Consider the following 19,996-nt stretch of genomic DNA (forward strand, 5'->3'; position numbering starts at 1 on the left):
CAGTCGCCGCGTGGTGAAGATCGCGCCGTACGGAACGTGGACATCGCCCGTCCAGGCCGCCGATGTCGCGGCGGCGGGCGGCGGCCCCCAGTGGGTCGACCTGCACCGGGGCAGGCTCTGGTGGGCCGAGGGACGGCCCGCCGAGGGCGGCCGGGTGGCGCTGGTGCGCGACGGGCGGGACCTGCTGCCCCCGCCGTGGAACCTCCGCAACCGGGTCCACGAGTACGGCGGCAGGCCCTGGGCGGTGCTGGAGACCCCCGAGGGCGACCGGGTGGCCTTCACCCACTGGGACGACCAGCGGATCTACCTGTTCGACCCCGCCGACCCCGACCCGGTGCCCATCACCCCCGAGCCCGAGCGCCGCCACGGCTACCGCTACGCCGACCTGACCGCCGGGCCCGGCGGCACGGAGGTGTGGTGCGTGCGGGAGACGGTGACCGGCGACGCGCGCACCGACGTGCGGCGCGAGCTGGTGGCCGTGCCGCTGGACGGCTCCCCGGCGCGGGTGCTCGCCGCCAGCCACCACTTCATGACCGGCCCCCGGCTCAGCCCCGACGGCCGCCACTTCGCCTGGATCGGCTGGGACCACCCCCGGATGCCGTGGGACGGCACGGAGCTGTGCGTGGCCGAGGTCGGCTCCGACCGGCACCGCGTCCTGGCGGGCGGCCCGACCGAGGCGGTCTGCCAGGTCGAGTGGGAGGGCGACGCGCTGCTGGCGCTGACCGACCCCGACGGCTGGTGGAACCTGCACCGGATCAGCCTCGACGGTGCCGCGGTCAACCTGGCGCCGTGCCGGGAGGAGCTGGGCGGGCCGATGTGGCGGCTGGGCCAGCGCTGGTTCGCCCCGGTCGCGCCCGGTCGGTACGCGGTGCTGCGCTCCGGGGCGCTGGCCGTGCTCGACGAGCGCACCGGCACGGTCACCGACGTGGAGGTGGACCTGCCCTGGTGGAGCGCGCAGCTGGCCGCCCACGACGGGATGCTGGTCGGCGCCGCGGCCGGGCCGCGCGCGGAGACCGCGGTGGTGTCGCTGGACCTGGCCACCGGCGAGCTGACCCGGTTCACGCCCTCCGAGGTCGCGCACGCCGAGTACCTGCCCACCCCGGTGGAGCGGGTCTTCCAGGGCCCCGACGGGGAGGTGCCCGCCTACCTCTACCCGCCGCACAACCCCGATTTCGCCGCCCCCGAGGGCGAGCTGCCGCCGTACGTGGTGCACGTCCACGGCGGCCCGACCGGCCGGTTCTCGCCCGTGCTGGACCTGGAGCTGGCCTACTTCACCAGCCGGGGCATCGGCGTGGTGGCGGTCAACTACGGCGGCTCCACCGGCTACGGGCGGGCCTTCCGGGAGCGGCTGCGCGGCCAGTGGGGCGTGGTCGACGTCAACGACTGCGCCGCGGTGGCGCGGGCGCTGGCCGACGAGGGCACCGCCGACCGCGCCCGGCTGGGCATCCGCGGCGGCAGCGCGGGCGGCTGGACCGCGGCGGCGTCGCTGACCTCGGTCAAGACCTACCGCTGCGGCATGGTGGCCTTCCCGATCCTGGACCTGGCCGGGTGGACCCGTCAGGGCGGCGAGACCCACGACTTCGAGTCCTGCTACGTGGAGGGCCTGGTCGGGCCGCTGCCGCAGGCCGCCGACCGCTACGCCGAGCGCTCACCGGTCAACCGGGTGGACCGGCTGGCCGGGCCGGTGCTGCTGCTGCAGGGCCTGGAGGACGAGATCTGCCCGCCGGAGCAGGCCGACCGGTTCGCCGCCGCGCTGGCGGGCACCGGCATCGCGCACGCCTACCTGACCTTCGCGGGTGAGCAGCACGGCTTCCGCCGGGCCGAGACCATCGTCGCCGCGCTGCAGGCCGAGCTGTCCTTCTACGGCCAGGTCTTCGGCTTCACCCCGCTCGGCGTGCCGGTGCTGGAGCTGCGCCGGTGACCACGCCACCGGTCGCGGGGGTGATCCCGCCGCTGCGGCCCGGTGACCGGGTGGCGGTGGTCAGCCCGGCGGGCCCCTGCCCGCCCGAGCTGCTCGACCGCGGCCTGGGGCTGCTGCGCTCGTGGGGGCTGGAGGTGGTGCTCACCGCGCACGCCCGCGATCGACACCCGGTGCTGCCCTACCTGGCGGGCGCCGACGCCGACCGGGCCGCCGACTTCACCGCGGCCTGGTGCGACCCGTCGGTGCGGGCGGTGCTGTGCGCGCGCGGCGGCTACGGCAGCGAGCGCGTGGTCGACCTGGTGGACTGGGCGGCGGTGGCCGCGGCCGGGCCCAAGGTCTTCGCGGGCTCCAGCGACACCACCACCCTGCACGGCAGGCTGTGGCGGCTGGGGGTGCCCACCTGGTTCGGGCCGATGGTCGCCACGGCCGCGTTCGTCGAGGACGCCACCGCGCGCGAGCACCTGCGCCACGCCCTGTTCTCCGGCGTCGAGGGCTTGTCCGGGGATTCCTCCGGAAGCTTGCCGGGGGTGCCCGTGGTGCCCGGTCGCGCCACCGGCACCGCCGTGGGCGGCACGGTCAGCCTGCTGGGTGGCACCACCCCGCCCGAGGGGGCGATCGCGCTGCTGGAGGACGTCCACGAGGAGCCCTACCGGCTCGACCACCTGCTGACCGGGCTGCTGCGCCAGGGCTGGTTCGACCGGGTCGCGGGCGTCGCGCTGGGCTCGTGGGTCGACTGCGGCGAGCCCGCCGAGGTCGAGGCGGTGCTGGTGGACCGGTTGGGCGGGCTGGGCGTGCCGGTGCTGGGCTCGGTCGGGTTCGGCCACTGCGCCGGGCAGCGCACCGTGCCGCTGGGGGTCACCGCGGTCCTGGACGCCGACGCGGGCCTGCTCACCGTGGCGCGGTGACGACCCCGCGGTGGTGGGTGACCGTCGCCCGGACGGCGCACTTCGCGCTGGACACGCCCTCCCTGGGGCGGACGCTGGAGCGGGCGTGTCCAGCGGAGGGCCCGCCCAGCGTCGAGAGGAACCACCCATGCGCGATCCCGTCGAGGTGATCAGGCAGCAGATCCGGGGCGAGATCCCGGAGCAGGACTTCCGGTTCGACAGGTTCGACGTCACCCTGGGCCTGGCCGCCCTGCGCTACACCACCCTGGACGTCGAGGACCAGCGCGCCGTGGTGGTGCGGCAGTCGGTCTTCACCAACGACACCGACAACACCCGCACGCGGACTTTCGCGGTGGACGAGACCACCACCGACACCTTCGGCTGGACGCTGTCGGAGGCGCTGCGGGTCGGCACGACGTTCGAGGTTCCGGTGCCGCTCGTCGACGACGACGGGGTCCGCGCCGAGCTGGACCTGACCTCCACCCGGCCCCAGACCACCGCGGTGACCCGGCACTGGCGCTACCGCGCGCAGATCCCGGTGCCCGCGCGCTGCCGCGTGCAGACCACCTTCTCCGTGCTGGAAGGCAGGATCAGCACCCCCTTCACCGCGGTGCTGCAGGTCCGGGGGTTCCTGGACATCCGGTGGGCCGACGGCGGCAGCTGGAAGCGCTGCTTCGGCGAGGTCGCGGAGATGATCGAGAAGGGCTACCGCGTCCCGGACCCGGCCGCCTTCCAGTGCACCACCGGTGGCCGTTTCACCGGTGCCGTCGCCACCGGTTACCGCGTGCACACCCGCAACCTGGTCGACGGGTCCACCCGGCAGCTCTTCCCCGTCGAGCCCGAGCGGTCGACAGCCCTGACCCGCTGAACCCGGCGCCGCGCCGGTCAGCTGCTCCTGTCGCGCAGCGACAGCGTGTCGCGGCGCACCTCCTCGCTGCGCTCGCTGATCGCCTGGATCTCCTCGGCCAGCGCCGGGTCCGCGTCCCGCACCCGGCCCAGCGCGTTGACCAGCGGCTCCAGCAGCGCGGCGGTGTCGTCGTGCGCCAGCGCCTGCCGCACGACCACGTCCACCCGCCCGACCTGGCCCGCCAGTCCGCGCAGCGACGCCGCGTTCTCCCGCGCCCACTGCGCCACCGCCCGCTCGCCCGCCCGGCGGTCGCGCTCGGCGCGGACCCGCTGCTCGGCGGTGGAGCCCAGCTCCGACGGACGCAGCCGCAGGTAGCGGCGCTCGGCGGCCTGGCGGCTGGCCACGCCCAGCGCCGGGGCCAGCTCCGCCCAGCTGGTGCCCAGCTCGCGCGCGGCGGCGATCAGCTGCGGCTCCCACCCGGCCAGCTCCTCGCGCAGCCTGCGCAGCAGGACCAGGGCCGACAGCACCTGCTCGGCGGTGAGGTCCTCGCCCGCGGCGGCGGCCGCCCGGACGGCTTCGTAGTCCTCGATGGCCATGTGGTCATCGTATGGACGACAAAAGGGGTTGTCAACGAAGTGACGACGCGCTACTGTGGTGGCACAGCGCATTGACTGTCCAGAGAACAGCCACACAGGAGGTGTCTTCCCATGTTGATGCGCACCGACCCGTTCCGTGAGCTGGACAGGCTGACCCAGCAGCTGTTCACCGGACCGGGCACCTGGTCCCGCCCCACGGCCATGCCGATGGACGCCTACCGCGTCGGGGACGAGTTCGTCGTGGAGTTCGACCTGCCCGGTGTCGCCACGGACGCCATCGAGCTCGACGTGGAGCGCAACGTGCTGACGGTCAAGGCCGAGCGCCGTCCCGCCCACTCCGGCGACAACGTCGAGATGCAGGTCTCCGAGCGCCCGCTGGGCGTGTTCTCCCGGCAGTTGTTCCTGGGCGACACGCTGGACACCGACCACATCAAGGCCGACTACGACGCGGGCGTGCTGACCCTGCGCATCCCGATCGCCGAGAAGGCCAAGCCGCGCAAGATCGCCATCGGCGGCAGCGACACCGGCCGCAAGGAGATCAACGCCTGACGCGCGGCCGACACCACCGCGCGCGCACCCCGCGGTCCATCACGCGTCCGGCGGGAATCCGGTCCTCGGCGGGCCGGGTTCCCGCCAGACTGCCACCATGCGACCGGCCGCGGGAGAAGTGCTGCACTTCTCCGAGGATTCCACGATCACCCGCTTCGTCCCGCACGTGGCCGCCACCGCCAAGGTCCCCGGCGCCTACGTGTGGGCGGTTGACGGCGCACGCGCTCCCGACTACTGGTTCCCCCGCCAGTGCCCGCGGGCGATGGCCTGGGTCGAGCCGACCACCACCGAGGCGGACCGGGCTTGGTTGGGCGCGGGTCGCGTGCACGTCGTGGAGTACCGGTGGCTGCCCGCGCTGCTGTCCGCCAGGCTCTACGCCTACCGGTTCGACGCCTCGGCGTTCCGGCCGATCGGCGACCCTCCGCACGCCCACGTGGCCACCGGTCCGGTGGTGCCGCTGGGCCCGCCGCAGCCGGTCGGCGACCTGGTGCGGTTGCACGGGCAAGCGGGCGTCGAGCTGCGGCTGACCACCTCGCTGTGGCCGTTCTGGGACCGCGTCACCGCCTCCACGCTGGGGTTCAGCGGCATCCGGCTGCGCAACGCGGTCAGCAGGCCCGAGCCGGGGTGACCTCGGCGACGTCGGGCGAGACCCGGGCGTCGCCCTCCGGGTGCTCGCCCCTCTCCGGGAACCACTCGACCACCTGCGGCGAGTAGAGCTCCCGCCAGTGCCCCGCACCGGCCTGCCGACCACCTCGCCGATCAGCCGCCGCACCGCGTCATCGCGGCCCGTCGTCCTCGTGCACCATGGCGCTGAGCCAGTCGCCGAACGGGGCCCGCACCACCGCCTCGGCCCGGATCGACGGCGCCCATTCCCTGGTGTTGGCCATGAATTCGCCGGGAAACACGTGCGTCCAGTCCGTTCCGAGGATTCGATGGCGCGCTGGAACACCCGGTGCCGGGCCTCCGGCGGATCGTCGTCGTCCCGGCCGGGATGGTTGTGCACCAGGTGGAGCAGTAGGCGCACGACGCTGCTGTCGACGGTGCCCGTGGCACCGGTGACCAGAATCGGCACGACCCCTCCGCGCTGTTCGACGGACCCGATCGGCGGGACGGTTCCGGAGAATGCGCCCGGATTTCCGCGAAATTGCGAGAAGTCAGACGCGAACAACGTGTTCACGTTTTTGAAAAGAACCGCTTGCTGACATACCGACCGGTCGGTACCCTCGCCGCGTGGCCAATGCGAGACAGCGTCGGATCGACGCCGTGGTGCTGGACTGGGGCGGCGTGCTCACCGTCTCGGTGCCGCAGTTCATCGAGGACTGGCTGGGCGCGGAGGGCATCGACCGCGACCGCTACCGGAGCACCATGCGCGCTTGGATGGGACGCGAGGCGATGCCGGACAGCCCCGTGCTCCGGCTGGAGACCGGCGAGCTGACCGTGGCCGAGTTCGAGGCGCTGCTGGCCGCCGAGCTGGTCACCCTCGACGGCCGCGAGGTCGCCGCCAAGGGCCTGCTGCGCCGGATGTTCGGCAGCGCCCACCCCGACCCCGCCATGGTCGAGCTGGTGCGCGGGCTGCGCGCCGACGGGGTGACCACGGCGCTGCTGTCCAACAGCTGGGGCGAGGGCTACCCCGAGACCCTGCTGCTGGAGCTGTTCGACGTGGTCGTCATCAGCGGGCGCGTCGGGCTGCGCAAACCGGACCCGCGCATCTTCGAGCACACCCTGCAGCGCCTCGGCCTGCCCGCCCACCGGTGCGCCTTCTTCGACGACGCGCCCGCCAACGTCGAGGGCGCCAGGGCGGTGGGCCTGCACGCCCACCGGCACACCGACGCCGAGAGCACCCGCGCGGTGATCGCCGAACTGCTGGGGGCCGCCGCGTGAGCGGCACCGAGCTGCCCGGTCTGGACCTCGACCGGCTGGCCGCGCACCTGGGCACCGGCCCGCTGACCGGCGAGCTGATCCCCGGCGGCCGCTCCAACCTGACCTACCGGGTCACCGACGGGCGACACCGCTGGGTGCTGCGCCGCCCGCCGCTGGGCCACGTGCTGGCCACCGCGCACGACATGTCCCGCGAGTACCGGGTGATCTCCGCGCTGGCGGGCACCGCGGTGCCGGTGCCGGGCGTGGAGCTGCTGTGCGAGGACCCCGAGGTGCTCGGCGCGCCGTTCTACCTGATGCGGGAGATGCCCGGCCAGGCGCTGCGGCACCGCGACCAGTGCCCGTGGCTGACCCCGGACAAGGCCGCGGCGCTGTCCGACCGGCTGGTCGACGTGCTGGTCGACCTGCACGCGGTCGACCCGGCCCAGGTCGGCCTCGGCGACTTCGGCCGCCCCGACGGGTTCCTGCGGCGCCAGGTCGCCCGGTGGGGCAAGCAGCTTGAGGCTTCGCGCAGCCGCGAGCTGCCCGGCATCGACGAGCTGCGCGACCGGCTGGCGGGCAGCGTGCCCTCCCCCCGCCGCGCCACCATCGTGCACGGCGACTACCGGCTGGACAACGTGCTGGTCACCGCCGACCCGCTGGGGATCAGCGCGGTGCTGGACTGGGAGATGGCCACCCTGGGCGACCCGCTGGCAGACCTGGGGCTGCTGTGTGTGTACTGGAGCGGCCTCGGCGGCGCCGAGGACGACCCGATCACCGGCACCGTCCCGTCGCTGCCCGGCTTCGCCGACACCGAGCGGCTGGTCCAGCGCTACGCCCTGCGCAGCGGCGCCGACGTCACCGGCCTGGGCTGGTACACCGCCTTCGGCTACTTCAAGCTCGCCGTGATCATCGAGGGCATCCACTACCGCTTCACCTCCGGCAAGACCGTGGGCGCGGGCTTCGACACCATCGGCGCGATGACCCTGCCGCTGGTCCGGCGCGGTCTCGCCCAGACAGCAGGGGAGCACTGATGGACTTCGCGTACGACGCCAGGACCGAGGAGCTGCGGCAGCGGCTGCTGGCGTTCATGGACGAGTTCGTCTACCCGGCCGAGGCGGTGGCCCACGAGCAGCTGGCCACCGCCACCGACCCGTGGGCGCGCCCCCCGGTGCTGGAGGAGCTCAAGGCCCGGGCGCGCCGCCAGGGGCTGTGGAACCTGTTCCTGCCCGACGCCGAGCACGGGGCCGGGCTGACCAACCTGCAGTACGCGCCGCTGGCCGAGATCACCGGCCGCAGCCCGCACCTGGCCCCCGAAGCGCTCAACTGCGCCGCGCCGGACACCGGCAACATGGAGGTGCTGGCGATGTTCGGCACCCAGCGGCAGAAGCAGCAGTGGCTCCAGCCGCTGCTGGCGGGCGAGATCCGCTCCGCGTTCTGCATGACCGAACCGGACGTGGCCTCCTCCGACGCCACCAACATCGCCACCCGCATCGAGCGCGACGGCGACCACTACGTCATCAACGGCCGCAAGTGGTGGTCCTCCGGCGCGATGGCACCCCACTGCGAGATCCTGATCGTGATGGGCAAGACCGACCCGCAGGCCGAGCGGCACCGCCAGCAGTCGATGGTCCTGGTCCCCCGCGACACCCCCGGTGTGCACGTCAAGCGCGGGATGCACGTGTTCGGCTACACCGACGCGGACCACGGCGGGCACGCCGAGATCGTCTTCGACGACGTGCGGGTGCCCGCGGACAACCTCATCGCGGGCGAGGGCGAGGGCTTCGCCATCGCCCAGGCCCGGCTGGGGCCGGGACGCATCCACCACTGCATGCGGCTGATCGGCATGGCCGAGCGGGCGCTGGAGCTGATGTGCCGCCGCGCGATCGGGCGGGTGGCCTTCGGCAAGCCGGTGGCCCGCCAGGGCGTGGTGCAGGAGTGGATCGCCGAGTCCCGGGTGCGCATCGAGCAGGCCCGGCTGCTGGTGCTCAAGACCGCGTGGCTGATGGACACCGTGGGCAACAAGGGCGCGCACACCGAGATCCAGGCGATCAAGATCGCCACCCCGCTGATGGCCGAGTGGGTGCTGGACAAGGCCATCCAGGCGCACGGCGCGGGCGGGGTCAGCCAGGACTTCCCGCTGGCCCAGCTGTGGGCCGCGGCCCGCACCCTGCGGCTGGCCGACGGCCCCGACGAGGTCCACCGCATGTCGCTGGCCAAGCGGGAGCTGAAGAAGTACCTGTGACGAGGGTGCGGCGCCGCCCACGCCCCCGGTCCCAGGCGGTGCCGCCGCGCAGGGCGGCGGTACTACCAAGGAGACGGCTCGCGCATCGATCGAAGGATGTGGTCGCGCCGTCGGTGGTCCAGGGTTCCGGCCATGACACGACCGGACACGGACGCCGGATCAGGCGGCAGGGGGAAGACGTCCCCGGTGGCCCACCACGATGCCCTGTTCCCCGGCAGGGTCATCGGAGGCACGGCACTCGTACTCGGCCCCCTCGTGTGGCTGACGGGGTTGCTCCTGCGCCATCTGGCGCAGCGCTCGGCCACCTTCTCGGCCGAGCAGGTGGACTGGTTCGCCAGGCAGCCGTTCGCCGCTGCGTCGCAGTTGGCCGTCTACCTGGCGAACCCCGCGCTGACCACGGCCGGTTACGCGTGTTTCGCAGCCGGGGCCATCCTGCTGTGTCCCGCGGTCGTCACGTTGGCCCAGATCGTCGCCGTGCACTCCCCGAAGCTCGCCTTCGTGGCGGGCACGCTCGTCGTCGTGGGCCTGTTCTCCCGCCTGTACTGGGCGGGCGTGGACCAGACCGCTTTCGAACTGGTGGGGCGACTGGGACTCGACGAGGCCACCGAGACCGTGATGGACGCGTACGTGGACATCTCCTACGGTCCGTGGCGGGTTCCCATCACGGCGGCTTTCGGCCTGTACATCGGAACCCTCGTGCTGGCCATCGGCGCCTACCGGTCGGGGGTGTTCGGCACGGGGCGTCTCCTGCTGTTCCTCCTGTCGGGGACGTTGTGGACCGGTGTGCTGAAGGAGAGCACCTTCGCCAGTGTCGTCACCTCCGCCGCCCTGTGCCCGGTGTTCGTGCCGCTGGGCATCCGGGTGCTGCGGAACGCCGTGCCCGAGCTGCGGATCAGGAGCCCGCACGCTTCCGGCCGCGAGCCGTTGAAGATCTTGAGCTGGTGACACGTCGTTCCCCGGACCCGGTACCTCGTTATGATCAGGCGGATGGGCAACGTGTCGCCGCGGATGCGCTCCTCGCGCGGTGGTGCGGCACCCTGGTGGCTTCCAGCGGCTGCTTTTTGCGGCGCTTTCCTCCCCTCGGCCCTCCCCGACGCGGGGCTGCGCAGCCTCGACCTGCCCGGACTCGCGTCAGTCCCCGATTACGTCCAGGCGACCGCAGTCGGGCTGCTGGCCGCGGTCGCGATCCGGATGACGCCGCAACGGCGATGGCCGCTGCTGGCGGTGACGGCTGTGGACGCCGTGGTCCGGTCACCGGGCCTCCTGGTCGCCGTGACGTCGTACGTCGCGGCGACCACCTACCGGCGACCGCTCCACCTGGTGATCTACGCGGTGACCGCGAGCCTGCCGGCGGTCCTGCCGCGCCCCGGCACCGACATCGCCTCCTCGCTGGGCAGCGCACCGCTGTTCGTCTGGCTTCCGCTGGTGATCGGGCTGTGGGCGGCCGCGCGCGGCCAGGTGGTGGACGGGCTGCGCGAGCGCGCCGAGAGGCTGGAACGGGAGCAAGCCGCCCGCGCCGAGCAGGCCCGTGCGCACGAACGCGCCCGCATCGCGCGGGACATGCACGACGTGGTGGCCCACCGGGTCTCGCTGATGGTGCTGCGCGCCGGAGCGCTGGAGATCAACGCGACCGACGACAGGACCGCGGCGGAGGCGGAACTCATCCGCACGACGGGCAAGCAGGCGCTCACCCAGCTGAGAGCGGTTCTGGGGATACTCGGTGAAGCGGACGGGGAAGCCGCCCGACCACAGCCGACGCTCGCCGACCTCGACTGGCTGCTCGACCAGTCCAGGTCGGTCGGCGTTGTCGTGGAACGGCACGACAGCGGCACGGCACGCGGGTTGCCCGCCGTGGTGGAGCACACCGCCTACCGGATCGTCCAGGAAGCCCTGACCAACGTGCACAAGCACGCGAGCACCGCCACCGCGCGGGTGGTCGTGCGGTACTCGCCCTCGGCGCTGGAGATCACGGTCGGCAACACCGCACCGTCCGATCCCGGACCGGCGATGTCCGGCAGCGGCCTCGGCCTGATCGGTCTGAGGGAGCGCGTCGAAGTCCTGGGCGGCACGTTCGTCGCCCGACCGGAGCCGGACGGCGGTTTCCTCGTGTCCGCGGCGCTTCCGACATGATCCGGGTGCTCGTCGTCGACGACGAAACCCTGGTGCGGACCGGGCTGCGCATGATCCTGGAGGCCGCCGACGACATCGAGGTGGTCGCCGAGGCCGGGAACGGCACGGAGGCCATCACTGCCGTCGCCCGCCATCGGCCGCAAGTCGTGCTCATGGACGTGCGGATGCCGAGCATGGACGGAGTGGCCGCGCTCCAGGAGATCAACCGGTCCCAGAGCCCGCCGAAGGTGCTCATGCTGACCACCTTCGACCGCGACGAGTTCGTCCACGCGGCCCTGCGCGCCAGGGCCGCGGGATTCCTGCTGAAGGACACCGCGCCCCGCGACCTGATCGCCGCCGTCCGCACCGCGGCCGACGGCAGCGCCGTACTCGCGCCCACGGTCACCAAACGGATGATCGACGCGTTCGCGGACCAGTTCTCACCGGATGTCCGTGCCGCGCGGGAACGCCTGGCCGTGCTCACCGCTCGCGAACGGGACGTTGCCCACGCGGTGGCGCGAGGGCTGGCCAACGCCGAGATCGCCAGGGCACTCGGCATGACCGAGACCACCATCAAGGCCCACGTCAGCCGCTCGCTCGCCAAGCTCCGGCTGACCAACCGGGTGCAGATCGCCCTGCTCGTCCGCGACGCGGGCCAGTCCGGCGCCTGGTCCGCGCATGCGGCGGAGTCGCCACGCTCCCAGGAGTAGCTCCTGCGCCCACAGCGCTCCAGGGGGTGAACCCCCGATCCGCTGTCCGAACGGGCAGGCGTGCGCGCGGGCCGTTACCGTCGCGCCATGTCGTTCGTCATCACCGGCGCCACCGGCCAGCTGGGCCGCCTGGTCGTCACCGAACTGCTCGACCGCGGCGTGCCCGCCGACCGGATCGTGGCGGGTGGGCGCAACCTGGACAAGATCACCGACCTGGCCGCGCTCGGCGTCACCACCACCCGCTTCGACTACGACGACCCGGCGAGCATGGACGCCGCGCTGTCCGAGGGCGACACCCTGCTGCTGATCTCCAGCGACGCGGTCGGCACCAGGGTCGCCCAGCACCGGGCCGTGATCGGGGCCGCCGTGCGCGCGGGGGTGTCCCGGCTGCTCTACACCAGCGTGCTCTCCGCCGAGGGCAGCCCGCTGGTGCTGGCCGCCGACCACGTCGAGACCGAGCAGCTGATCAGGGACTCCGGTCTGCCGTTCACCCTCCTGCGCAACGGCTGGTACACCGAGAACTACGCCCCGGCGCTGCAGCAGGCCGCGGCCACCGGCGAGGTGCTCACCAGCGCGGGCGAGGGCCGCGTGGCCAGCGCCACCCGCGCCGACTACGCCGCCGCGACCGCGGGCGCGCTGGTGGGGCAGGGCCACGAGAACAAGGTCTACGAGCTCTCCGGCGACTACGCCTGGGACTTCGACGAGCTGGCCCATGCGTTCTCGACGCTGCTGGGCCGCGAGGTGGTGCACCGCGGTGTCACCCCCGAGGAGCACCTGGCCGCACTCCTCGATGCGGGCGTGGACGAGCAGACCGCCGGGTTCCTCGTCGCGCTCGACGCGGGCACCCGCGCGGGCGCGCTGGCGCTGACCACCGGCGACCTGTCACGCCTCGCGGGCCGCCCCAGCACTGCCCTGCTCGACGGGCTGCGCCCGCTGCTCGGCTGAGCCCGAGTTCACCGGCCGGCGGGCGCGGTTTCGGCGGGTGCCCGGCGTTGTCGGCGGTTCGTCGTGGTCTATCCCGCGCAGGACGCCGCGGACGCCCCGGCGCGGGCGGCGCTGTCGATGTTGTCCTCCACCCAGCTGCGCAGCATCCGCAGCGGCACTGCCGCGCTGTGCCCGAGCTCGGTGAGCGAGTACTCGACGTGCAGGGGCACCGCGGGGTAGACAGTGCGGTCCACGAGGCCGAAGTCCTTCAGGCGCCGCAGGGTTTGGGTCAGCACCTTCGGGCTGACTCCCTGCAGGTGCCGCTGGAGCTCGCCGAAACGCCGCGGGCCGTCCTCGAGCGCGCCGATGGCCAGCGCGGACCACTTGTTCGCCAGCAGGTCCAGCATCGCTCGGCACGGGCACTGCGCGGCGTAGACGTCGTGGTCGGAGTGCTGTCCGGTCAGGCACACGGTGGTCATGGCAAGCCCTTCACCTCGATACTTCCCATTGGGAAGTTTTAACCCTTGCAGGTAACTATATCCCTGGGGATACGTTTTCGGCGTTCAGGGAAAGATCATCCTCGGGTCTTTCCGAGTAACTGATCCAGGGAGAGAACCAGTGTCCGACGCATCGATGCGCGCCGTCGTCCAGCACGCCATCGGCGGTCCCGACGTGCTTTCGGTGGAGCAGGTGCCCCGCCCCGAACCGCTGCCGACCGAGGTCCGGGTGAAGGTGCACGCGGCAGGCATCAACCCGGTGGACTGGAAGACCCGCGCCGGGTCGGGCATGGCGGGCGTGCTCGGCGAGCCGCCGTTCACCCTGGGCTGGGACGTCTCCGGTGTCGTGGACAAGGTCGGCTTCGGCGTCACGACCCTGCGCGAGGGCGACGAGGTCTACGGCATGCCCTGGTTCCCGCGGGCGGCGGGCGGCTACGCCGAGTACGTCACCGCGCCTGCCCGCCAGTTCGCCCGCAAGCCTTCGAGCATCAGCCACGAGCAGGCCGCGGCGGTGCCGCTCGCCGCGCTCACCGCGTGGCAGGCCCTGGTGGACACCGCGCACCTCCAGTCGGGGCAGCGCGTGCTGGTCCACGCCGCGGGCGGCGGCGTCGGCCACTTCGCGGTCCAGTTCGCCAAGCACCTCGGCGCCCACGTGATCGGCACCGCTCGGGCGGGCAGCCACGACTGGCTCACCAAGCTCGGCGCGGACGAGCTCGTCGACTACACCGCCGTCCGGTTCGAGGACGCGGTCTCCGACGTCGACGTCGTGATCGACCTGGTCGGCGACCTCCACGACAACACCAGCACGCGGTCGCTGGACGTGCTGCGCCCCGGTGGGCTCCTGGTCGCGATCCCGGCAGGCGTCTCGCCCGAGCTGGCCGCCGCGGCCGAGGCCAAGGGCAAGCGGGTGTCGCCGTTCCTGGTCGAGCCGGACGGGCCCGCGCTCACCACCATCGGCTCGCTCATCGACTCCGGCGAGGTGGTGGTGGAGGTCGAAGAGGTGTTCCCGCTCGAGCGGGTCGCCGAGGCTCACACCCGCGGTGAGTCCAACCGCACCCGCGGCAAGCTCGTCCTGCGCGTCGCTTCCTGAATCCCCGCCTCGAAAGCACTGGAGCACCCGATGTTCTACGAGATCCGCCGCTACCAGGTCCGGCCGGGGCTGCGCGACGAATGGGTCCGTTACATGGAGGACACCGTCATCCCGTTCCAGGTCGAACGGGGGATGTCGGTCACGGCGTCGTTCGTGGACGAGGAGGACCCGGACGGCTACGTGTGGATCCGCCGGTTCGAGGACGAGCAGGAGCGGGCCGCCCTGTACGCCAACGTCTACCAGAGCGACCGCTGGCGGAACGAGCTCGACCCGAAGGTGAAGAGCTTCCTGCTCGTCGACCGGATCGAGGTCACCAGGGTCGTCCCTACGCCGAACTCCGGGCTGAGGTGAGCGGGCGAGGGCAGTCGAGGGCGTAGAGCGCGCCGTCGATCGCGTACCGCAGCGTCGTGCGTCCCGGCGCTGCGGTCGCCGGGATCGCCCGGACCCCGTTCGAACAGGACACCCACGACCCGAAGTCCTGGAAAGCTGGTCGGACCAGCAGCCCTCGCACCCCCGACAGCAACCCGGAACCGGTCCACCACCCGAACGGCTCGATCACCGGCGGCAATCAAACCGGTCGATTCAGACCGAGCCGAACGGCTGCACCGCCGCCAGCAGCCTGCGGGTGTAGTCGTGCCGGGGGCGCAGCAGCACCTCCTCCACCGGCCCCTGCTCGACGAACTCGCCGTGGTACATCACCACCACCCGGTCGGCGATGCTCCACGCCAACCCCAGGTCGTGGGTGATCACCAGGGCGCCCAGGCCCAGCTCGCGGCGCAGCCGCAGCAGCAGCGCCAGGATCTCGCCGCGCACCGAGGCGTCCAGCGAGGCCACCGGCTCGTCGGCGACGAGCAGCCGCGGTCCCAGCGCCAGCGCGCCCGCGATCACCACGCGCTGGCGCTGGCCGCCGGAGAGCTCGTGCGGCAGCGAGGGGAAGAACAGCTCCGGCGGGCGCAGCTCGGCGGCGTTGAGCGCCTCGGCCACCAGTTGCCCCTCGTCGCCGGGCACGCGGTGGATGCGCAGCCCCTCGGCCACCGACTCGTAGACCGAGTGCCGGGGGTTGAGGGCGCTGGTCGGGTCCTGCAGCACCAGCTGCACCTGCCGCCGGTAGTCCTTGAGCCCGGCCGAGGAGGAGGGCAGTGGCCTGCCGTCGAACAGCACCCGTCCGGAGGTGGGCTTCTGCAGCCCCAGCAGGGTCCGGGCCAGCGTGGTCTTGCCCGAGCCGGACTGCCCGACCAGCGCCACGATCTCGCCCGCGCGCACCTCCAGATCCACCCCGGCCACCGCGGTGGTGGAGCCGAAGTCGACCTTCACCCGCTCCGCGCGCAGCAGCACCGGGCCCTCCGGCGCGGACTCGGTGACGTAGCGGAACGCCGGGTCGCCGATCACCGGGAACGCCGAGGCCAGCGCCTGGGTGTGCGGATGGGTGGGCGCGCTGATCACCGACCGCGCGGGCCCCTCCTCGACGACCTCGCCACGCTGCATCACCGCCAGCCGGTCGCACGTGGCGGCCAGCACCGACAGGTCGTGGCTGATCATCACCAGCCCGATGCCGCGCTCGGTGACCAGCCTGCTCAGCAGCGCCAGCACCTGCGCCTGCACCACCACGTCCAGCGCGGTGGTCGGCTCGTCGGCGATGACCAGCCGCGGCGAGCACGCCAGCGCCATCGCGATCATCACCCGCTGCTTCTGCCCGCCCGACAGCTCGTGCGGGTAGGCCCGCTCCACCCGCGGCGGCAGCTCCACCTGGGCCAGCAGCTCCGACACCGACCCCTTGGTGCCGTGCAGGCGCATCGGCTCGGCGATCTGCTCGCCCACCCGGTGCACCGGGTTGAGCGCGTGCATCGCGCCCTGGAACACGATCGAGGCCGACGCCCAGCGCACCGCCCGCAGCCTGCCCCAGGACATGGTGCGCACGTCCTCGCCGTCGAGCAGCACCTGCCCGTCGATGCGGGCGTCGCGGGGCAGCAGCCGCAGCACCGACATGGCCACGGTGGACTTGCCGCAGCCGGACTCGCCCGCCAGGCCGAGGGTCTGCCCGGCATCCAGCGCCAGGTTCACCGACTTCACCGCGGCGGTGCCGCCGCGCGCGCCCCCGTAGTGCACGCTCAGGTCGCGCAGCTCCAGCAGTGGGCTCACCGCTCCCCCTTCAGCCGAGGGTTGAGCACCGTCTCCAGCGCCCGCCCGCACATCGTGAACGCGAGCACCACCAGCACCACTCCCAGCCCCGGCGGGACCAGGAACCACCACGCCCGCTGCGACACCGCGCCGTGCACGTTCGCCGCGTGCAGCATGGACCCCCAGGAGATCTGCGTGGGGTCGCCCAGGCCCAGGAACGACAGCGTCGACTCGGCGATGATCGCGCCTGCCACGGTCAGCGTGGTGTTGACGAACACCAGCGGCAGCACCGCGGGCAGCACGTGCTTGCCGATGACGTGCGCGTGGCCGCCGCCCAGCGCCTTGGCGCGCTCGATGAACGGCCGCGCCTCCACCGCCAGGGTCTGCGCCCGCACCAGCCGCGCCGTGGCGGGCCAGGAGGTCGCGCCGATGGCCAGCACGATCGTGCCCAGCCCGCGCGGCAGCACGGTGGACAGCGCGATGGCCAGCACCAGCGACGGCAGCACCAGGAAGAAGTCGGTGAACCGCATCAGCAGCGCCGAGGTCCAGCCGCCGAAGTGCGCCGCCGCGACGCCCACCAGCGTGCCGATCAGCACCGACAGCACGGTCGCGGACAGGCCGACCAGCAGCGAGACCCTGGTGCCCCACCAGGTCAGCAGCAGCACCGAGCGGCCCGTGTTGTCGGTGCCCAACCAGAACTCGCCGCTGGGCGGCTCGAACGGCCTGCCGGGCGCGCGCGTGACGTCCAGCCCGGTCTGGTCGGTCAGCAGCGGCGCCAGCAGCGCCAGCAGCGCGATCGCGCCCAGCCCGAGCAACCCCACCAGGCCGCCCCGGTGCGAGGCGAACTCACGCCAGGTCGCCCGCGCCGCCGCCCGGCGGCGCTCCCACACGATCGCCGTCATGCCGCACGCACCCGCGGGTCCAGGACCCGGTACACCAGGTCGGCCAGCACGTTCATGGTGATCACCGCGCCCGCCAGCACCACGAAGGTGCCTTGCAGCAGCGGCAGGTCCGGTCCGGTCAGCGCCTCGTAGGTCAGCAGGCCCAGACCGGGCCAGGAGAACACCGTCTCCACCGTGATCGCCCCCGACACCACCAGCCCCAAGTGCAGGAACACCAGGGTCACCGTGGGCAGCAGCGCGTTGGGCACCGCGTGGCGGCGGCGCACCAGGTCGTCGCGCAGGCCCTTGGCGCGCGCGGTGACCAGGTAGTCCGCGTGCATCTCCTCCAGCAGCGACGAGCGCATCACCAGCAGGTACTGGGCGTAGACCACGGCGACCATGGTGATCACCGGCAGCACCATGTGGTGGGCCACGTCCAGCGACTGCGACAGGAAGTCCGGCGGGGTGTCGGGGTAGCGCATCCCGCCGGTGGGGAACAGGTCCCCGGTCGCCATCGACAGCAGCATGCCCAGCCAGAACGTCGGCATCGCCCACTGCGTCAGCGCCACGCCGGTGGAGACCCGGTCGAAGCGGCTGCCGCGCCGCCACGCGCCCCGGATGCCCAGCCACAGCCCCACCACCACGGCCAGCGCGGTGGCCGTGCCGACCAGCAGCACGGTCGGCCACAGCCGCTCGCCGATCAGGTCGGCCACCGGGCGGTTGTAGACGTAGGAAGTGCCCAGGTCACCGCGGGCGGCGTTGACCAGGTAGTCCAGGAACTGCTCGCCCAGCGACTTGTCCAGGCCGAGCCGCGCGCGCAGGTCGGCGATCTGCGCGCTGCCCACCGGGCGCCCCCTGGTCATGGCGACCACCGGGTCACCGGGGATCACCCGGAACAGGAAGAACCCCAGCACGACCACGAAGACCAGGCTGGCCAACGCGCCGCCGAGCTTGCGGGCCAGGTGGCCGATCACTCCCGTTCTCCGGCGGACGCGCCCCGGCGGCGCGAGACCAGCCACGCGCCTCCGACGAGCACGACCAGGGCGCCCGCCCCGCCGCCGATCACCAGGGCGGTGCTGCCGCCCGAGGACGACCGGCCCGCGTTGTCGGTGGGCGTGGCGCCGTAGTAGCCCCACACGCCGTTCTGCGCCATGATCACGCCGCCCTTCTCGGGCTGCAGCGGGAAGCCGGCGAACTTGTCGCTGCGGTACGCCTCCAGGGCGTTGTCGTATCCCAGGACCACCGAGGGCACCTGGTCGTAGAACCGCTGCTGCATCCTCTTGACGATCTCCGAGCGCTTGGCCAGGTCGAACTCGGCCTTCTGCTGGGCGTAGAGGGCGTCGTACTCGGCGTCGCAGAAGAACGTGTCGGTGGTGCCGCCCTTGCCGTCGGCGTTGGGCCGCTGGGCGCAGGTGTGCAGCGACAGGATGGACTCGGGGTCGGGGTTGGTGCCCCAGCCGGAGAAGGCCAGGTCGAACGTGCCCGCGGTGGTGGACTCGTTGAGCTGGTTGTCCGAGACGATCTGCACGTCGACCACGATCCCGATGTCGGCCAGGAACCGCTTGACGAACTCACCCGTCTGCTCGTCGTAGGCGCGGCTGGCGTGGCCGATCAGGCGCAGCTCCAGCTCGCGGCCCTCCGGGGAGACGCGGGTGCCCTCGGCGTTGCGCCGGTACCCGGCGTCGTCGAGCGCCTTGTTCGCCGCCGCGGGGTCGTACACCCGCTCGGGGTTGGGCTTGTCCAGGTGGAAGTCGGGGAAGACCGGCGGGATCAGGCCGGTGCCGCGCTGGGCGTAGCCGCCGTTGACCTTCTCGATGATCTCGTCCAGGTCGATGGCCTGGGCGATGGCGCGGCGCACGACCACGTCCTTGAGCGCGGGGTGGCCGTCGCCGATCGGCTCGCCGGTCTTGGTCGCCGCCCCAGGGTTGATCACGATCTCGTTGAAGCGGCGGCCGTTGGCCTTGTTGAGGGTGATGCCCTCCTTGCCCTTGAGCGAGTCGAACTGCGCGGGCCCCATGCGGTTGACCAGGTCGACCTCGCCCCTGGACAGCGCCTGCGCGGCGGCGTCCACGGTCTTGTAGTAGGTGAAGACCAGTTCGTCGTACTTGGGCGCGCCGCGCCAGTAGTCCTTGTTCGCGGTGAGCCGGATGAACTCGTTGGCCCGGTACTCGGTGAGCACGAACGGTCCGCTGCCCACCACCGGCACGGCCTCGTTCTGGTACTCGCCGATGTTCTGCACCGCGGACCACACGTGCTCGGGCACGATCGGGATGTCCAGGGCGAGCATGGTGGCCTGCGGGGCCTTGGTCCTGATCACCACCGTGCGGTCGTCGGTGGCGGTGACGCTGTCGAACTCGGCGGTGAAGCTGCCGTTGGCGGTGGCGGCCACCGGGTCGCGCATCATCAGGTTGTAGGTGAACGCCACGTCCTTGGCCGTGACCGGCTTGCCGTCGGACCACTTCTTGCCATCGGGCACGTGGAAGGTCCAGGTGAGCTTGTCGTCGGACGACTCCCACTCGTCCGCCACGCCCTCCACCGGGCGCTGGTCGGCCTGGCTGTAGGCGGTCAGGTAGTCGTACATGAGCCTGCCGACCTCGGTGCCCGCCTGCGTGATCGACAGGAACGGGTTAAGCGAGTCCACCTGTTGGGTGATGGCCACCCGCAGCGTGATGGGGGACTGTGCTTGTGCGGGTGCCGCGCAGGGCAGCACCACCAGCCCGACCACCGCGCCGACCGCGCCGATCCGCCGTCGTACACCCATCGCGACC

The 19,996-nt window shown here is 72.6% G+C and carries 20 protein-coding genes; 14 read left to right on the forward strand and 6 right to left on the reverse strand.

Annotated elements, in window-relative coordinates; genetic code table 11:
- The first annotated feature begins 10 nt into the window (after positions 1 to 10).
- The 3 genes from JOF41_RS12510 to JOF41_RS12520 all read left to right on the forward strand — a co-directional run bounded on the left by JOF41_RS12510 (position 11) and on the right by JOF41_RS12520 (position 3,673).
- A complete protein-coding gene (locus JOF41_RS12510) occupies positions 11 to 1,921 on the forward strand; it encodes a dipeptidyl-peptidase 5 (protein ID WP_209618870.1) in 1,911 nt (636 codons plus the stop codon).
- Complete coding sequence (locus tag JOF41_RS12515) at positions 1,918 to 2,826, forward strand: S66 peptidase family protein (RefSeq protein WP_307867396.1); 909 nt, start codon at positions 1,918 to 1,920, stop codon at positions 2,824 to 2,826. The genes JOF41_RS12510 and JOF41_RS12515 overlap by 4 nt, the downstream gene beginning before the upstream one ends.
- 127 nt (positions 2,827 to 2,953) lie before the next feature.
- Complete coding sequence (locus JOF41_RS12520; RefSeq protein WP_189223609.1) at positions 2,954 to 3,673, forward strand: ETX/MTX2 family pore-forming toxin; 720 nt, start codon at positions 2,954 to 2,956, stop codon at positions 3,671 to 3,673.
- A gap of 17 nt (positions 3,674 to 3,690) precedes the next feature.
- Here the strand turns inward: JOF41_RS12520 and JOF41_RS12525 are convergent, their stop codons facing one another.
- Positions 3,691 to 4,248: a hypothetical protein gene (locus tag JOF41_RS12525; protein ID WP_189223608.1), complete on the reverse strand. Its 558-nt coding sequence runs from the start codon at positions 4,246 to 4,248 to the stop codon at positions 3,691 to 3,693.
- A 111-nt stretch (positions 4,249 to 4,359) separates the two neighbouring features.
- On the opposite strand from JOF41_RS12525, the gene JOF41_RS12530 reads away from it, so the two are divergent.
- The 9 genes from JOF41_RS12530 (at position 4,360) to JOF41_RS12570 (ending at position 12,663) form a co-directional block, all read left to right on the forward strand.
- Positions 4,360 to 4,797, forward strand: a complete 438-nt coding sequence (locus JOF41_RS12530; RefSeq protein ID WP_189223607.1) for an Hsp20/alpha crystallin family protein — start codon at positions 4,360 to 4,362, stop codon at positions 4,795 to 4,797.
- Positions 4,798 to 4,894: 97 nt separating this feature from the next.
- The gene (locus JOF41_RS12535; RefSeq protein WP_189223606.1) at positions 4,895 to 5,425 is read left to right on the forward strand and encodes a DUF6886 family protein; all 531 of its coding nucleotides are present in this window, start codon (positions 4,895 to 4,897) and stop codon (positions 5,423 to 5,425) included.
- A gap of 602 nt (positions 5,426 to 6,027) precedes the next feature.
- Complete coding sequence (locus JOF41_RS12540) at positions 6,028 to 6,678, forward strand: HAD family hydrolase (protein ID WP_189223605.1); 651 nt, start codon at positions 6,028 to 6,030, stop codon at positions 6,676 to 6,678.
- Positions 6,675 to 7,688, forward strand: coding sequence for a phosphotransferase family protein (locus tag JOF41_RS12545; protein ID WP_209618882.1), 1,014 nt, complete (start codon positions 6,675 to 6,677; stop codon positions 7,686 to 7,688). Before JOF41_RS12540 ends, JOF41_RS12545 begins: the two co-directional genes overlap by 4 nt.
- Entirely contained in the window at positions 7,688 to 8,899 is a 1,212-nt protein-coding gene (locus JOF41_RS12550; RefSeq protein ID WP_209618884.1) for an acyl-CoA dehydrogenase family protein, read from the forward strand. The genes JOF41_RS12545 and JOF41_RS12550 overlap by 1 nt, the downstream gene beginning before the upstream one ends.
- A gap of 132 nt (positions 8,900 to 9,031) precedes the next feature.
- Positions 9,032 to 9,844 carry a hypothetical protein gene (locus tag JOF41_RS12555; protein ID WP_209618886.1) on the forward strand — a complete coding sequence of 271 codons (813 nt, stop codon included), beginning with the start codon at positions 9,032 to 9,034 and terminating at the stop codon, positions 9,842 to 9,844.
- 42 nt (positions 9,845 to 9,886) lie between these two features.
- Positions 9,887 to 11,029: a sensor histidine kinase gene (locus JOF41_RS12560; RefSeq protein ID WP_244989575.1), complete on the forward strand. Its 1,143-nt coding sequence runs from the start codon at positions 9,887 to 9,889 to the stop codon at positions 11,027 to 11,029.
- Positions 11,026 to 11,718: a response regulator gene (locus tag JOF41_RS12565; protein WP_209618888.1), complete on the forward strand. Its 693-nt coding sequence runs from the start codon at positions 11,026 to 11,028 to the stop codon at positions 11,716 to 11,718. Before JOF41_RS12560 ends, JOF41_RS12565 begins: the two co-directional genes overlap by 4 nt.
- 87 nt (positions 11,719 to 11,805) lie before the next feature.
- Entirely contained in the window at positions 11,806 to 12,663 is an 858-nt protein-coding gene (locus tag JOF41_RS12570) for an SDR family oxidoreductase (protein ID WP_209618891.1), read from the forward strand.
- Positions 12,664 to 12,731: 68 nt separating this feature from the next.
- On the opposite strand, the gene JOF41_RS12575 is transcribed toward JOF41_RS12570, so the two are convergent.
- Positions 12,732 to 13,121, reverse strand: coding sequence for a winged helix-turn-helix transcriptional regulator (locus JOF41_RS12575; protein ID WP_209618894.1), 390 nt, complete (start codon positions 13,119 to 13,121; stop codon positions 12,732 to 12,734).
- A gap of 154 nt (positions 13,122 to 13,275) precedes the next feature.
- Here JOF41_RS12575 and JOF41_RS12580 point away from each other — a divergent pair, with 154 nt between their 5' ends.
- Together JOF41_RS12580 and JOF41_RS12585 are read left to right on the forward strand one after the other, a co-directional pair.
- On the forward strand, positions 13,276 to 14,229 hold the full coding sequence (locus JOF41_RS12580) for an NADP-dependent oxidoreductase (protein WP_209624151.1): 954 nt from the start codon (positions 13,276 to 13,278) through the stop codon (positions 14,227 to 14,229).
- Positions 14,230 to 14,259: 30 nt separating this feature from the next.
- Complete coding sequence (locus tag JOF41_RS12585; RefSeq protein WP_209618897.1) at positions 14,260 to 14,580, forward strand: NIPSNAP family protein; 321 nt, start codon at positions 14,260 to 14,262, stop codon at positions 14,578 to 14,580.
- A 231-nt stretch (positions 14,581 to 14,811) separates the two neighbouring features.
- Here the strand turns inward: JOF41_RS12585 and nikE are convergent, their stop codons facing one another.
- Genes nikE through JOF41_RS12605 form a run of 4 tightly spaced genes read right to left on the reverse strand, consistent with a single transcriptional unit; the run spans position 14,812 to position 19,989 of the window.
- Positions 14,812 to 16,368: a nickel ABC transporter ATP-binding protein NikE gene (nikE, locus tag JOF41_RS12590; RefSeq protein WP_209618900.1), complete on the reverse strand. Its 1,557-nt coding sequence runs from the start codon at positions 16,366 to 16,368 to the stop codon at positions 14,812 to 14,814.
- The gene (locus JOF41_RS12595) at positions 16,365 to 17,249 is read right to left on the reverse strand and encodes an ABC transporter permease (RefSeq protein ID WP_209618902.1); all 885 of its coding nucleotides are present in this window, start codon (positions 17,247 to 17,249) and stop codon (positions 16,365 to 16,367) included. The genes nikE and JOF41_RS12595 overlap by 4 nt, the downstream gene beginning before the upstream one ends.
- Entirely contained in the window at positions 17,246 to 18,247 is a 1,002-nt protein-coding gene (locus JOF41_RS12600) for an ABC transporter permease (RefSeq protein WP_189223595.1), read from the reverse strand. The genes JOF41_RS12595 and JOF41_RS12600 overlap by 4 nt, the downstream gene beginning before the upstream one ends.
- Positions 18,199 to 19,989 (reverse strand): ABC transporter substrate-binding protein, encoded by a 1,791-nt coding sequence (locus JOF41_RS12605; RefSeq protein ID WP_209618905.1) that lies wholly within the window; start codon positions 19,987 to 19,989, stop codon positions 18,199 to 18,201. Before JOF41_RS12605 ends, JOF41_RS12600 begins: the two co-directional genes overlap by 49 nt.
- Positions 19,990 to 19,996: the final 7 nt, after the last annotated feature.

It is taken from the genome of Saccharothrix coeruleofusca (genome assembly GCF_017876325.1).
Lineage (GTDB): Bacteria > Actinomycetota > Actinomycetes > Mycobacteriales > Pseudonocardiaceae > Actinosynnema > Actinosynnema coeruleofuscum.